The sequence below is a fragment of the Thermomonas sp. genome, assembly GCF_029945965.1.
In the GTDB taxonomy this organism is placed as follows: Bacteria; Pseudomonadota; Gammaproteobacteria; order Xanthomonadales; family Xanthomonadaceae; genus Thermomonas.
This window is the reverse complement of record NZ_JAQSDO010000020.1, coordinates 373212-387110: the sequence shown is the minus strand read 5'-3', so window position 1 is coordinate 387110 and position 13899 is coordinate 373212. Positions and strand designations below refer to the sequence as shown.

Annotated in this window: 11 protein-coding genes and 1 tRNA gene; 3 read left to right on the top strand and 9 right to left on the bottom strand. The window is 63.8% G+C overall.

Annotated features, from left to right (window positions below; all coding sequences use genetic code 11):
* The first annotated feature begins 33 nt into the window (after positions 1 to 33).
* Genes gspD through gspF form a run of 3 tightly spaced genes read left to right on the top strand, consistent with a single transcriptional unit; the run spans position 34 to position 4774 of the window.
* On the top strand, positions 34 to 2088 hold the full coding sequence (gspD, locus tag PSV05_RS14500; RefSeq protein WP_300066676.1) for a type II secretion system secretin GspD: 2055 nt from the start codon (positions 34 to 36) through the stop codon (positions 2086 to 2088).
* A complete protein-coding gene (gspE, locus tag PSV05_RS14495; RefSeq protein ID WP_300066673.1) occupies positions 2088 to 3563 on the top strand; it encodes a type II secretion system ATPase GspE in 1476 nt (491 codons plus the stop codon). The genes gspD and gspE overlap by 1 nt, the downstream gene beginning before the upstream one ends.
* Before the next feature lie 5 nt (positions 3564 to 3568).
* Positions 3569 to 4774, top strand: a complete 1206-nt coding sequence (gene gspF / locus PSV05_RS14490) for a type II secretion system inner membrane protein GspF (RefSeq protein ID WP_300066670.1) — start codon at positions 3569 to 3571, stop codon at positions 4772 to 4774.
* A gap of 113 nt (positions 4775 to 4887) precedes the next feature.
* Here the strand turns inward: gspF and PSV05_RS14485 are convergent, their stop codons facing one another.
* The 9 genes from PSV05_RS14485 to PSV05_RS14445 all read right to left on the bottom strand — a co-directional run bounded on the left by PSV05_RS14485 (position 4888) and on the right by PSV05_RS14445 (position 13880).
* Complete coding sequence (locus PSV05_RS14485) at positions 4888 to 6042, bottom strand: OmpA family protein (protein ID WP_300066667.1); 1155 nt, start codon at positions 6040 to 6042, stop codon at positions 4888 to 4890.
* Between the two features lie 16 nt (positions 6043 to 6058).
* Entirely contained in the window at positions 6059 to 7588 is a 1530-nt protein-coding gene (locus tag PSV05_RS14480) for an ice-binding family protein (protein ID WP_300066664.1), read from the bottom strand.
* 549 nt (positions 7589 to 8137) lie between these two features.
* Positions 8138 to 8213: transfer RNA gene (locus tag PSV05_RS14475), tRNA-Lys, on the bottom strand.
* Between the two features lie 66 nt (positions 8214 to 8279).
* Positions 8280 to 8981: a 7-cyano-7-deazaguanine synthase QueC gene (gene queC / locus PSV05_RS14470; RefSeq protein ID WP_300067039.1), complete on the bottom strand. Its 702-nt coding sequence runs from the start codon at positions 8979 to 8981 to the stop codon at positions 8280 to 8282.
* 23 nt (positions 8982 to 9004) lie between these two features.
* A complete protein-coding gene (gene queE, locus PSV05_RS14465) occupies positions 9005 to 9697 on the bottom strand; it encodes a 7-carboxy-7-deazaguanine synthase QueE (RefSeq protein WP_300066661.1) in 693 nt (230 codons plus the stop codon).
* 37 nt (positions 9698 to 9734) lie between these two features.
* On the bottom strand, positions 9735 to 10463 hold the full coding sequence (gene ybgF, locus PSV05_RS14460) for a tol-pal system protein YbgF (RefSeq protein ID WP_300066658.1): 729 nt from the start codon (positions 10461 to 10463) through the stop codon (positions 9735 to 9737).
* Between the two features lie 478 nt (positions 10464 to 10941).
* On the bottom strand, positions 10942 to 11475 hold the full coding sequence (locus tag PSV05_RS14455; protein WP_300066655.1) for an OmpA family protein: 534 nt from the start codon (positions 11473 to 11475) through the stop codon (positions 10942 to 10944).
* A gap of 99 nt (positions 11476 to 11574) precedes the next feature.
* Complete coding sequence (tolB, locus tag PSV05_RS14450) at positions 11575 to 12888, bottom strand: Tol-Pal system beta propeller repeat protein TolB (RefSeq protein WP_300066652.1); 1314 nt, start codon at positions 12886 to 12888, stop codon at positions 11575 to 11577.
* Positions 12889 to 12980: 92 nt separating this feature from the next.
* A complete protein-coding gene (locus tag PSV05_RS14445; protein ID WP_300066649.1) occupies positions 12981 to 13880 on the bottom strand; it encodes a cell envelope integrity protein TolA in 900 nt (299 codons plus the stop codon).
* Between the last annotated feature and the right edge of the window lie 19 nt (positions 13881 to 13899).

Below are 13899 nucleotides of genomic sequence, written 5' to 3'. Positions count from 1 at the left end.
CAACCGCCGATATGCAGCCAGAATGAACATGACATGTCGTTGAGAAATGCACTGCTCTGGTTGGCGCTGGCCATGGCGATCTACCCGGCATGGCCGGTGAACGCGCAGGAGAATCCAGACGATGTCACGCTCAACTTCGTCAATGCCGAAGTCGAAGGCGTGGTCAAGGTCGTGGCAGAGATCACCGGCAAGAATTTCGTGGTCGACCCCCGCGTCAAGGGCACGATCAGCATCGTTTCGGCCGAGCCGTTGCCAAGGGCGCTGGTGTACGACGTGTTCCTCTCGGCGCTGCGCCTGCAGGGTTTTGCCGCCATCGAGGACCGCGGCATCGTCCGGATCGTGCCGGAGGCCGATGCCAAGTTGTATCCGAGTCCGACCGTCGGCCGCCATGGCATGGCCCGCGTCAGCGGCGACCGGATCCAGACGCAGGTATTCGCGCTCAAATACCAGTCCGCTGCGCAGCTTGTGCCGATACTGCGTCCATTGATCGCGCCCAACAATGCCATCACTGCGTACCAGAACAACAACACGCTGGTCATCACCGACTATGCGAACAACATGCTGCGCCTGTCGCGCATCATCGATTCGATCGACCAGCCCAGCGGTAGCGATCCGATCATGATCCCGCTGCAGTATGCCTCCGCGGTCGACGTGGCCGCGACGGTCAATCATCTGTTCGCCGAATCGCTGCAAGGGGCCACCACGACCGAGGCCACCCAGCGCTTCAGTGTAGTGGCCGATGCGCGTTCCAACAGCTTGCTCGCGCGCTCGGGCGATCCCTCGCGGTTGGTCCAGTTGCGCAAGTTCGTGGCGATGCTGGACTCCCGCACCAACGCCGGCGGCAACATCCACGTCGTGTACCTGAAAAATGCCGAGGCGGTGAAGCTCGCCGAGACCCTGCGGGCGATCTACCAGGGCGACGCCGGCGTCCCGGCGGTAGCCGCAGCGTTACCGTTGGGTGCGCCCGCACCCGGCGGCGCGGGGCAGATGCTGGCCACGTCAACCGCGCCCGCAGCGACCGTCCCCGGCATCATCCAGGCCGACGCGGCGACCAACTCGATCATCATTACCGCGCCCGACGCGATCTATAACAATCTGCGCGCCGCACTCGACAAGCTCGACGTGCGCCGGGCCCAGGTCTACGTCGAGGCGCTCATCGTCGAACTCACCGCCGACAAGGCCGCCGAATTCGGCGTGCAGTGGCAGAACCTGAGCGGGTTGGGCAAGGACGGCACCCAGGCCTTTGGCGGGACCAATTTCGGTGGCGCCGGCCACAACATCATCGGTATCTCTCAGAACCCGACTACCGCCGCGCCGGGCCTCAACGTCGGCGTGGTCAACGGCCACGTCACCATCCCGGGCATCGGCCAGATCCTCAACCTCGGACTGCTGGTGCGTGCGCTGGAAACCGACGGCAACGCCAATATCCTGTCGACCCCGACGCTGCTGACGCTGGACAACGAGGAAGCGGAGATCGTGATCGGCCAGAACGTTCCGTTCATCACCGGCCAATACGCGCTGTCCGGAGGCGCCACCACGCCGACCCCGTTCCAGACCATCGAGCGCCAGGATGTCGGACTGAAGCTGCGCATCAAGCCGCAGATCTCCGAGGGCGGCACGGTGCGCCTGCAGATCTACCAGGAGGTCTCGAGCATCAACGACAAGGCCAATCCCGCCGGCGTGATTACCAACAAGCGTGCGGTGGCGTCGACCGTACTGGTCGACGACGGCCAAATCGTGGTGATTGGCGGCCTGATCCAGGACGCGGTCAGCGATGGCGTCGACCGGGTCCCCGTGCTCGGGTCACTTCCGTTGATCGGTGGGCTGTTCCGTTCCCGGACGCGCTCGCACAGCAAGACCAACCTGATGATTTTCCTGCGGCCGACGCTGGTTCGCGACAGCCAACGCGCCGATGTGTTCACCGGCCAGCGCTACGACTACATCATGGGCGAGCAGCTCAAGGCCAGGCCAGCGCATTCGCCGATGCTGCCGGACATGCAGCCGCAGTCCTTGCCGCCCAGAACGGTTCCGCTGCCGCTGCCGCCTGCAAGCGGGCCTGGTCCGGCCGCCGGAGAAGGGCGCCACTGATGAGCTGGCGTGCAAACGCGATTCCGTACGTGTTTGCCAAGGCCAATGGCGTGGTCCTGACATCCCTCGACGGCGAGCGGGCGGAGGTGGCGGTGCGCGATGATGCGCCGGCCGGCGCACTGGCCGAACTGCGCCGCGCCCTCGGCGTGCCGGTGCGCGCCCGCCGCATCGGTACCGCGCAATTCGACGAGCTGATCGCGCTGGCCTACAACGGCGCCGAATCCGGGGCGGCGGCGCTGGCCGTCGACCTCGCGCAGGACCTGGACCTGTCGCGATTACTGCAGGAAATCCCCAAGGTCGAGGACCTGCTCGAAAGCCAGGACAACGCGCCGGTCATCCGCCTGATCAACGCCTTGCTCACCCAGGCGTTGCGCGACGGTGCCTCGGACATCCATATCGAGCGCTTCGAGACCCGCTCGGTGGTGCGGCTGCGCGTCGATGGCACGCTGCGCGACCTGATCGAGCCGGCACGCGCGCTGCACAACGCGATCGTCTCGCGGGTGAAGATCATGGCGCAGCTCGACATCGCCGAAAAGCGCCTGCCGCAGGATGGCCGCATCACCTTGCGCATTGCCGGCAAGCCGGTCGACGTGCGCGTGTCGACCATCCCGACCGGTCACGGCGAGCGCGTGGTGCTGCGCCTGCTCGACAAGCAGGCCGGGCGACTGGACCTCACCAAGCTGGGCATGGACGACGTCACGCTCAAGCAGATCGACGGCCTGATCCGCAAGCCGCACGGCATCGTGCTGGTCACCGGCCCGACCGGTTCGGGCAAGACCACCACGCTGTACGCCGCGCTGTCGCGGCTCGACGCCACCGCGCTCAACATCATGACCGTGGAGGATCCGATCGAGTATGACCTTGACGGCATCAGCCAGACCCAGGTCAACGCCCGCATCGAGATGAGTTTCGCGCGCGCACTGCGGACCATCCTGCGCCAGGACCCGGACGTGGTCATGATCGGCGAGATACGCGATCTGGAGACCGCGCAGATCGCAGTCCAGGCCAGTCTCACCGGCCATCTGGTGTTTGCCACGTTGCACACCAACGATGCCGTGAGCGCGATCACGCGCCTGGTCGACATGGGCGTGGAACCCTTTCTGCTCGCCTCCAGCCTGATCGGCGTCGGCGCGCAGCGCCTGGTGCGCCGGTTGTGCCTGGAGTGCCGCATGCCCTTTGCGGCTGACGCGGCGCAACTTCGCGCACTGGGCCTGGCTCCGACCGATGGCACGCTCTACTCGGCCCAGGGCTGCGATGCATGCAGTGGTTCGGGCTACCGCGGCCGCACCGGCATCTATGAGCTGTTGACGATCGATGACGACCTACGCCGGTTGATCCATGACCGCGCCTCCGAGCAGACCCTGCGAACACATGCACTGTCGCGCGGCATGCGTTCGCTGCGCGACGACGGCATGCGCTGGGCTGGGCAAGGCCTCATCAGCCTCGAGGAAGTGGTGCGCGTGACGCGCGATTAGCCGCCATGGAAGCTTTCCAGTACGAGGCGCTCGACGCCAGTGGCCGCACGGTGTCGGGCGTGGTGCAGGCCGAGACGGCACGCCAGGCGCGCAATCAGCTGCGCGCGCAGGGCCTGCTGCCCTCGACAGTTGGCCAGGTACACGCGCGTGCCCGCGCCGGCCAGGCCTGGGCGCGCGGAGTCTCGGCCTCCGAGCTGAGCCTGCTGACCCGGCAAATGGCCACCCTGCTCGACTCCGGGCTGACCATGGAGCAGGCGCTCAATGCGCTGATCGAGGAGGCCGCCGAGCCCAAGACGCGCGAGGTGCTGACCGGGGTCAAGACCGAAGTGACAGCCGGCCTCTCGCTCGCGGTGGCGCTGGGCGTCTACGAGAAGAGTTTCCCGGATTTCTACCGGGCGCTGGTGCATGGTGGCGAGGAGTCAGGCGCGCTGCCGACAGTGCTGCAACACCTGGCCGATTACCTCGATGCCCGCCAGGCGCTGAGGCAGAAGACCAGCCTGGCATTGCTGTACCCGATCCTGGTTACTGTGGTCGCGATCATGATCGTCACCGGCATGCTGGTGTATGTGGTGCCGCAGGTGGTGCAGGTGTTCCAGCAGTCGCGGCAGAGCCTGCCACTGCTGACACGGGCACTGATCGGATTGAGCGATTTCCTGCGCGGCGCCTGGCCGTATCTGTTGCTGATCATCGGCGGCGGGGTTGCCGCCGCGCGGGCGGCATTGCGGCGGCCCGACCTGCGCCGTCGCTGGCACGGCTACCTGCTGCGCCTGCCTTGGCTGGGCTCGCTGGTCCGTGGCGTCAACACTTCGCGCTTCGCCAGCACCTTGGCTATCCTGGTCGGCGGCGGCGTGCCATTGCTCGGCGCTCTGGAATCCGGCGCGCGGGTCATGACCAACCTGGTGATGGCGGATGCCGTCGAGCGTGCGATCGGCCGGGTGCGCGAAGGTGCGAGCCTGGCGCGGGCACTCGGGGAGACGCACGCGTTCCCGCCACTGTTGGTGCACCTGGTGGCCAGTGGCGAGGCCAGCGGCAAGCTCGAGCAGATGCTCCAGCGTGCCGCGCGCCTGGAGACACAGGCATTGGAGCGCCGCCTGGCCGTGTTCCTCGCACTGCTTGAACCGGTGATGATCCTGGTGATGGGCGGGGTGGTGCTGATGATCGTGCTGGCAATCCTGCTGCCGATCATCGAGATCAACCAGCTCGTGCACTGATCACACGCATCCTCCGGCCCAGGCGGATCGATCCCGCATCCCGGACTTCCGCGAAGCACCAAAAAAAGCCCGGCGCAAGGCCGGGCTTCGTTGGAACATGGAACTCCTTCTGCTTAGTTCTGGACGTTCAACTCGCTGCGACGATTGAGCGCACGGCCTTCCGGATTATCGGAGCCATCCGGGTTGGTGTTCGGCGCAATCGGCCGACTTTCGCCATAGCCATTCGGACCGATCAGGCGGCCGGCATCAATACCACGGCCGGTCAGATAGTCGTACACCGTGTGCGCACGACGCTCGGACAGGGCCTGGTTGTAATGATCGCTGCCTACCGAGTCGGTGTGGCCGGCAACTTCGACCCGAAGATCCGGGTACCTGCCGAGGATAGAAATCGCCTCGTCGAGGATGACCATGCCGTCGGGACGCAGGGTCGACTTGTCGAAGTCGAATTTCACGCCCTTCAAGTCGATGGTGAGCGGCACCGGGCAACCATCCGGGCCGATCGTTTGACCCGCTTGGGAAGCCGGGCACTTGTCGTTGCAGTTGTTCACGCCGTCGCCATCGTCATCCATGGCCGAACAATCAACCGCCGCGATCGGCGCCGGGCCCACCGGTCTTTGTGCCGGCGGACCCAGGCGTACCACCAAGCCGATCGAGGCCAGGTCGATGTCGCCCTTGTTGCCGATCGCGTCATCAATCCGATAGCGCTCCACCTCGGCGCGCATGCCGACCTTTTCGGTGAAGTCGTACTGAAGGCCCACGCCGAACTTGTAGTTGGCACTGCGCTTGCTCGGGTTCGGATTGGTGACCAGCACCAGCCCGGTGCCCCTGAAGGTGTCCTTGGCCTCGGCGTAGATCACGCCGACCCGGGCGAATGCCGAGAACTTCTCGGTAAACGGCAGGATGCCGAGGGCGTCAAGGTTCACGCCCTGCAGCTTGATGTTGCCGGTCATGGTGCCCGCCGGCACAGTGGATGCGACATACCCGAACTTGCCCAGGTTGAAGTAACCGCCTTCGAGGGCGAAATGCGGGTTGAACTGGTAGCCACCGAACACCTTGAAGCCGTTGTCACGGTCGTCATCGTTAATCGAAACCGCGGTGAAGCCTTGCCCCAGTAAGTCGTTGGTGATCCGCTTATCGTCGATGGTCGCCCTCGACTGACCGAAGTTTAAACCGCCATACCAGCCGGGATCGGCCGCCACGGCCATCGGACTAGCGAGAACAGCGAGGATTGCCAGGCCCAAGGTTCCTGAGGCTTTTAGATTTTTCATATCGTTCTCCCAGGCCTTACGGAGCAGGCACGTTGATGACGGTGTTGACCACCGTGACCGACGCATTCAATGAGGTCGCGCGACCTTCCAAGGTCACGATCGCCACGTTGCCGGCGGTCGAGACCGAGACGCCAGCCGACGCGAGGATGTTGCCAACCATGGTTCCGCCGCCCGCAGCGTTGATGGTGGCTGCCGAGCCAACCCGCCAATACACGTTCTTGAACTGGGCGCCACCGGCCATGATGATGCTGCGCGGTGCAGCTGGGGCGCCGACGGTCAGCGAGCTCGCGGTCTGGAACACCCAGACTGCATTGGGATTGCCGCCCGCATCCAGGGTCAGGTCCGCACCGGTGAGCAGGAACGAACCACCGGCTGCCTTGTAGACGCCCGGTGCCAGCGTGAGTCCACCGAGCTGACCGCCGCCCGGGTCAGTACCACCCGGCAGTGCGGCCGGGGACAGGCTGAGGTACAGCGCTTCAGCGTCCAGCTTGGCTTGCTGGGCCAGGGTGCAATTGGCCGGATTGATGGCCGCCGAAGTCGGCCCGGTGGTGGACACAGTGCAGGTGCGAATATTACCGGTCACGGTGCCGCGGTTGAGCGGAGTTTCGGTGTAGATGTCGCCGGCCGCATCGTGGAAACCAGTGACCGCTGACGTCGTCGTCGCCGTGGTGGCAAGGGAGCCGTTGACTACAGTCAGCGTACCCATGTTGGTGGTGCCGGCGGTGCCTGCCAGGATGCCGTACGCAGCAGTCGAGCCCGAGGGCGGCGGCGGCGGCGGCGGCGGGGCCGGCGTGCACGGCAGCGTGCCGGTCACGAAGGTCCAGGTGCGGTTGGCGGCCAGCGCGTTGCCGGTGATGTCCTTGGCGCCGGTGGTGATGGTGGCGGTGTAGCTGGTGCTGGCCTGAAGCGCAGCGGCGGGCGTGAATGTGGCCACCCGGGTCGGTAAGTCATAGGCGACGGCACCGACTACGGCCGTACCCAGCGGCGGGCCAGTCAGCTGCAGCGTGAACGTCGTGGTAGAGATCGTGGCTGGGTTCATCGGCTCACTGAACGTCGCGCCCACCTCAGTTTGCAGGCATGCGCCATTGGCCGGGGTCACGGCGATCACAGTCGGCGGGACTACGTCCGCACCCAAGCCGGTGGTGAAGTTCCAAGTGTAGTTGGCCGCCATGGCGGTTCCGGTGGAATCCTTGGCGGCGGTCGTGATCGTGCCCGTGCAGGTGGTGCTGGGCGGGAGATCGCTGGTCAGCGTCAGGGTTGCGGTGTTGGTCGCGGCGACATAGGTCACGGTGCCCAACTTCGGCGTACCGGTGGGACATGCGAGGGTGAAGGTGGTGGCTGCGGTGACCGTGGCGGGGTCCATCGCCTCACTGAAGGTAGCCGTGATCGCCCGGGTATTGGTCGGTACATTGGTAGCATCGCGTGCCGGCGTCACCGCGATCACCGTCGGTGCGAGCGCGGCTGGGGCGCCGAGGATGGGACCCCGCCCGCCGCCGCCGCCGCCGCCGCCGCAGGCTGTCACCAACGCGCTCAGCAGCAAAGTCATGGCCCAAGGCAGGCCCCTGGAATGGTTTTTGAGTGTATTTACTATGTTCATTTACTTCCCTTCTTCAGTATCTGTTCAAGAAAACCATTGACGCTATGGACCGACCGTGTGCCGCAAGCTTGATTGGGATGCTCGCGACGCCAGTGGTAGGGAATTTCCGATGTAACCAACGACACTTCAGCGCCAGAAAGATCTCCAGATTGGTTCAAGAAGCTCTGGAAAGGCGGTAAGGGCAGGAAAAGCGGTAGTAAGTCGTTCCCCTGACGACGTCTGAACGTGGATACTGAATAGTCCTTTCCATGTGATTGGCCCGTGATAACCGTCGACAGCACCAGCAATTCGCATCCCTGATCTGGCGTGGCCTGCGCGGGCTTGGCCGAATCCAGCGACAGCGGAACCATACTGTCCGGCGCGTGGGTTTTACTCGGAACTGCGTCGTCGCTATCGGCGGCGCAAGCGCCACTAAGGCCCGGAGCGTCGGGGCTGCTTGGATTTCTTATGCTCTTTTGTGGACTCGTTTCAGAGATAAGGCACAAAAGTCTGACTAGATGGTGGGCCGTGATGGATTCGAACCATCGACCAAAAGATTAAAAGTCTTCTGCTCTACCAACTGAGCTAACGGCCCGCTGAACTTCGCGGTGGATCACGCCCGGCCTTGCGTCGGGACGCGCATTCTAACGCAGCCTGCCGCTCAGGCGTAATGCGTAGGGTCGGCGACGCTGGCGTCGATGAAGCCCTGCGCGCGCAGGCGGCAGGCATCGCAATGGCGGCAGGCACGGCCCTCGGCATCGGCCCGGTAGCAGCTCACGGTCTGCGAAAAATCCACGCCCAGGCGCAGGCCCTCGCGGACGATGTCGTCCTTGCCCATCCGCATCAGCGGCGCGTGCACGCGGAAACGGCTGCCTTCCACGCCGGCCTTGGTGGCCAGGTTGGCAAGTTGTTCGAAGCTGGCGATGAATTCCGGGCGGCAATCCGGATAGCCGGAATAGTCGACAGCATTCACTCCGCAGAAGATGTCGGTGGCACCCAGCACTTCGGCCCAGCCCAGCGCCATCGACAACATGATGGTGTTGCGTGCGGGGACATAGGTACTGGGAATACTGTCGCCGATGACGTGGCCGTCGCTGTCATCGGGCACGGCGATCGCATCGTCTGTCAGCGCCGAGCCGCCAATGCTGCGCAGGTCGACCGTCACGGTCTTGTGCGCGACCGCGCCGAGCGCTTGAGACACACGCTCGGCAGCATCGAGTTCGGAGGTATGCCGCTGGCCGTAGCGCACGCTCAGCGCATGCACGTCGAAACCGGCTTCGCGGGCGATGGCAAGCACGACTGCCGAATCCATGCCACCGGAGACCAGCACGACCGCACGTCTGTTAGCTAACTCGTTGTTCATTGGATCGCTTTTGATGGAAATACTCATCGGCCGGGTTCGTCGTTCCACAGGAGTTTGTGCAATTGCATCTGGAAGCGCACCGGCGCGCGGTCGGCGACGATCCAGTCGGCAAGGTCGCGCGGAGCAATTTCGTCCTTGCTGGGTGAGAACAGCACGTCGCAGATGGCATCGATGTGATGTTCGGCGACGATGCCACGCGCCCAGTCGTAGTCGGCGCGACCACACAGCACGAACTTGACCTGGTCGTGCACAGTCAGCAGCGCCAGATTGCTCCACAGGTTGCGCGCGACTTCGGCCGAACCCGGTGTCTTGATGTCCAGCACGCGACTCACGCGCGGGTCGACTTCACTGATGTCGAGTGCCCCGGAAGTTTCCAGCGATACCTGATAGCCGGCATCGCACAGCTTCGCCAGCAAGCCGATGCAGCGTTTCTGCGCCAGTGGCTCGCCACCGGTCACGCAGACGTGGCGTACGCCGTGCGCAGCGACTTCGAGCAGCAGGTCGTCGATCTCGCGCCACTGGCCGCCGTGGAAGGCGTAGGCGGTATCGCAATACTGGCAGCGCAGCGGGCAGCCGGTCAGGCGCACGAACACGGTCGGCCAGCCAGCATCGCGGGCCTCGCCCTGCAGTGACAGGAAGACCTCGGTGATGCGCAGGCGATCAGGGAGTGTGGTGGCGACCGCAGGGTCTGCGGCCACGTCGGAAACGGCGTTCATTCCACGGATTTTACCCGTTCAGTACCGACGCAGCAGTTCAGCGGCTACGGGTTAGTGCGATGGCGCGCAGGCGATCATCGGCGGTACGCGCGACATCGGTACCCGGATAGCGCCGCAGGACTTCCCGCAGGATGGTTTCGGCAGCGTCGTACTGTTTCAGGCCATAGTCGGACAGGCCCAGCTTGAGCAGGGCGCCGGGCGCCTTGTCGTGGTTCGGGTAACGGTCCAGCAAGCCCTGGAACTGTTCGCCGGCGAGCGCGTAATTCTGGGTCACGTAATAACTTTCGCCCAGCCAGTACATGGCATTCGGCGCGTACTGCCCGCTTGGAAATGCGCCGAGGAAATCGCGGAAGCGGCGTGCGGATTCCGCATAGTCGCCGGACTTGAGTGCATCGAAGGCATTCGCGTAGGCGCCACGCTCATCGGTGCCGACCGACGCAGCCGCAGCTGCATTCGGACTGCTTGCCGGGGTTGCAGTGACGACTTCGTAATTGTTGGTCGATGCTGGCGCCGTGGCGGCCACGGGAGCATCGGGTGATGCGGTTGGCATGCCACCTTCCAGCCGGTTCAAGCGACCATCCAGGTCCAGATATTGGCTGCGCTGGCCCTGCTTGGCCTGTTCGAGTTGCTGTTGCAGCACCTCGATCTGGCCACGCAGGTCCTGCACTTCCGAACGCAGCTGGCTGATCTGGTTGACCAGTTCGGTACCGTTTTGGTCGTTGGCCGCGCGCTGCTCCAATGCAGCCACCCGATCAGCAAGGCTCACTCGCTGCGCCAATACAGGTGTGCAGAGCAACAAGAGAAGAACCAGTACTCCGTGACGGATAGAAAATGACCTGCACATACAGTTCAACCCGATAACAAAAAGAATTACGTTTCGATGTATAACATCTTGAGCACGAACGTTCTGAGAGAAGTCAGTTGTTCGTGCTGGAATAGTTCGACTCATTGATTTTTAATCAAGACTTCCTACGGAGCATGGAATGCAACGACTGAAGAAATCTCTCATAGCCATACTTTTTACAGGCATGCTAACAATAACCACAGCGGGCGCAGCCCCAGCAAAATCCGGGACTACATCTCCCTCCATCCAAGCCGAGAAGCATTGCTACTACTGGCCTGGCGAAGGGTGGTTTTGCTGCTGGGGAAACCAATGCATTGGCCCCGTTCCTTGAGCCGCCTGTAAGAAATAGAACCAATCTAAAGGCCGCCTAATATGGCGGCCTTTAGATTTTGCGGACCCCTTATTTCGATGTGTAGATAAGGTCAACTCGACGATTACGCGCCCAGCACACCTCATTGGATTCAGAGCAAACCGGACGCTCTTCACCATAACTTATCAATACGATTTGATTGCCCGAACCACCATTCGCTTGTAGCGCAGTTGATACCACATTCCCACGCTTCTCACTAAGGCCGACATTGTAGTCGCGGCTGCCGCGCTCATCGGCATTGCCTTCCAGGCGCAGGCGCGCCGACGGACGGTCGCGCAGGTACTTGGCATGACAGGCCATCGTGGCCTGGAACTCGGGCTTCAGCGCGTCCTTGTCCAGATCGAAGTACACCACGCGGCTGCGCAGGCAGGCATCAGTGTCCAGGTCGGAGGGGTTGTACGCGCCCGCACGGGTCTGACCGGTGTTGTCGATCGGCGCGGTGGTGGCGCCGGTGTTGACGGTGTCGACGGGTGGCGGGGTTTCCTTGACTTTCTTGCTGCAGCCCACGGCGGTGACGCAAACCAATGCAGTGATCAGAAGGGCGCGTGGGATGGACGTGTTCATGAATGGAACTCCTTCGTCAGATCTGGGGAAGTGGTGCGGGTGAGTAGATCAGTTTAGAGATTCGGTGTGCAGAGGGTGTCGAGGCCTGATTTGTTGCGCCTACTTCTTTCGATACGGCGACCACGCCGGTTCACGGACATCGCCTTCGGCCAAGACCAGCCGCTGGCGCACGCGCGCATCAGCCGATACCGCGTACAGCACGCCACGGCGCCCCTCGCGACCTGCGTAGAGCACCATAGCGGCGTTCGGCGCGAAGCTCGGAGACTCATCCAGCGATCCCGGCGAGAGCATGCTCCAGCGCGGGCTACCCAGGCTGCGATCGAGCATGGCGATGCGGTAGGTATTGCCGCTGCCCTGCGCGACTGCAATTTTCTTGCCGTCGAAGGAGACCGACGGGCTGGCGTTGTAGCTGCCCTCGAAGCTGATCCGGGTGGCACTGCCGCCGCTCGCGCTGACCTGGTAGATCTGCGGGCGACCGCCACGGTCGGAGGTGAAATACAGGCTGGCGCCGTCCGGGCTCCAGCTCGGTTCGGTGTCGATGCCGAAATGGGTGGTGACCTGGGTCAGGTGCTTGCTGGCCAAGTCCATCACATAGATGTCCGGATTGCCGCCCTTGGACAGGGTCAGCGCCAATCGGTTGCCGTCCGGCGAGAAACTCGGCGCGCCGTTGATGCCGCGGAAGCTGGCGACCTTTTCGCGCGCACCGCTGGCGATGTCCTGAATATAGACCGCGGAATTGCCGCTTTCGAAGCTGACATAAGCGAGGCTGCGGCCATCCGGGCTCCATGACGGCGACATCAGCGGCTCGTTGGAATTGACCACGGTGCGCGGGGCCCAGCCATCGGCATCGGCCACCATCAGTGCGTATTTCGAGCTACGCCCCAGGCCGCTCGAAGTCACGTAGGCAATCCGGGTCCAGAACGCACCGGGTACCCCGAGGATCTTCTGGTAGACCGCATCGGCGATCTGGTGGGCAACATCGCGCATGGCACCAGCCGGCGCGGTCAGCGCGAAGCCGAGCAAGCGTTCCTGCTTGGCCACGTCGAACAATTCGTATTCGATGCGGTAGCCATCGCCGGTCGGCACGCTGCGACCGACCAGCAAGAAGTCCTGCTTGAGCATGCGCCAAGTCGGATAGGACACTTCGCTGCCCTGGGTCGGGCGTTCCGGCAGGCCGAGTTCGGGCAGGGTGCGGAACTGGCCAGAACGCGATAGGTCGGCGCGGATGATGTCGTCGACGTCGGTCGAACCGGACTCGCCGCCGAACGGCACGACCGTAATGGGCAGAGCCGCGGCATTACCGCCGACGATGTCGATCTCCAGGCCCTTGGACTGTGCCATCGCGCCCAGCGGTACCAGCAGGCAAAGGAATGCGACGAAATGCGTCGCCAACCGTGGGACGTGGGAAGTCATGGGCGCTCGTATGCTGTCAGCAAGGTGAACAGGGTCGCCGATCTGGCTGATCGAAGGATGAACGCAGCCGGACCAACCGAAGCTCGCGACGTTTAGTGATCTTCCGCCACGAAATTGACGTTAAGGGTGCGGTCGAACACATCCTCAAAGCCGGCATATGGCAAGGGCGAGGCCTTGAGCACGGCCCGTTCCACCGATTGCCGACCCAGCACATCGAAGGGGCAGTCTGGCGAAATCGTCACTTTCACCACTTCCCCGCCCGGCAGTTGGCGGATGGAGATCCGGCAACGCTGGCCGATCTCGACCGATTCCGGCCGCGTCCACTGACGCACGATCGCCTGTTGCAGCGCGGTGGTGTACTGGGCCAGCAGGCTCGCGTCCTTCCCGCGGTTGCCCGGCGGTGGCGACGCCTGGCTGCTGCCGGATACCTGTTGCGCCTTGGCATCGGCCAGTTGCTGCGCGCGTTGTTCGGCCTGGCGCAACTCACGCTGCGCCTGCTCACGCTGTTTGCGGATTTCCGCGATCTGCAGTTGTTTCTGGCGCTCCATTTCGGTCTGCTGCCGCGCATCCAGATCAACCTGCTGCTGGCGGCGCTTGGCCTCCTGCTCGCGCAGCGCCTTTGCCGGGTCGGGCGCGATCGCATCGCGTTGGACCTTTTCCTGGTCGACCTTGTCCGGCTCTTGCACCGTTGCCGGTGGCGGTGGCATCTGGTCTGCCACGGGTTCTGGAAGCGGCTCCGGCGTGGGTGGTGTCAGCTTTGGCTCGACCACCGGTTCCGGCAACACTTTCGGATCGCGTTGCAGGGCACGCCGCATAGACGCGCTAAGGGCGGATGGATCGATCAGGTCGGCCTCGATTACATCGCCCTGCGGCGGCTCGACCACGTTGCTGCGGGTCCAGTGCAGGCCAGCGAACATCAGCGCGAACAACAAGATGTGCAAGCCCGCGGCCTGCACCAGGGCCAGCCTGGTATCGGCGCGCGTCTCCTTCATGCCTGCGCGCTCCTGCCAA

Bases quoted from the DNA above. Each gene is read 5' to 3' on its own strand.
- gspD (WP_300066676.1), top strand. From the start codon at position 34: ATGTCGTTGAGAAATGCACTGCTCTGGTTGGCGCTGGCCATGGCGATC.
- gspE (WP_300066673.1), top strand. From the start codon at position 2,088: ATGAGCTGGCGTGCAAACGCGATTCCGTACGTGTTTGCCAAGGCCAAT.
- gspF (WP_300066670.1), top strand. From the start codon at position 3,569: ATGGAAGCTTTCCAGTACGAGGCGCTCGACGCCAGTGGCCGCACGGTG.
- PSV05_RS14485 (WP_300066667.1), bottom strand. From the start codon at position 6,042: ATGAAAAATCTAAAAGCCTCAGGAACCTTGGGCCTGGCAATCCTCGCT.
- PSV05_RS14480 (WP_300066664.1), bottom strand. From the start codon at position 7,588: ATGACTTTGCTGCTGAGCGCGTTGGTGACAGCCTGCGGCGGCGGCGGC.
- queC (WP_300067039.1), bottom strand. From the start codon at position 8,981: ATGAACAACGAGTTAGCTAACAGACGTGCGGTCGTGCTGGTCTCCGGT.
- queE (WP_300066661.1), bottom strand. From the start codon at position 9,697: ATGAACGCCGTTTCCGACGTGGCCGCAGACCCTGCGGTCGCCACCACA.
- PSV05_RS14455 (WP_300066655.1), bottom strand. From the start codon at position 11,475: ATGAACACGTCCATCCCACGCGCCCTTCTGATCACTGCATTGGTTTGC.
- tolB (WP_300066652.1), bottom strand. From the start codon at position 12,888: ATGACTTCCCACGTCCCACGGTTGGCGACGCATTTCGTCGCATTCCTT.
- PSV05_RS14445 (WP_300066649.1), bottom strand. From the start codon at position 13,880: ATGAAGGAGACGCGCGCCGATACCAGGCTGGCCCTGGTGCAGGCCGCG.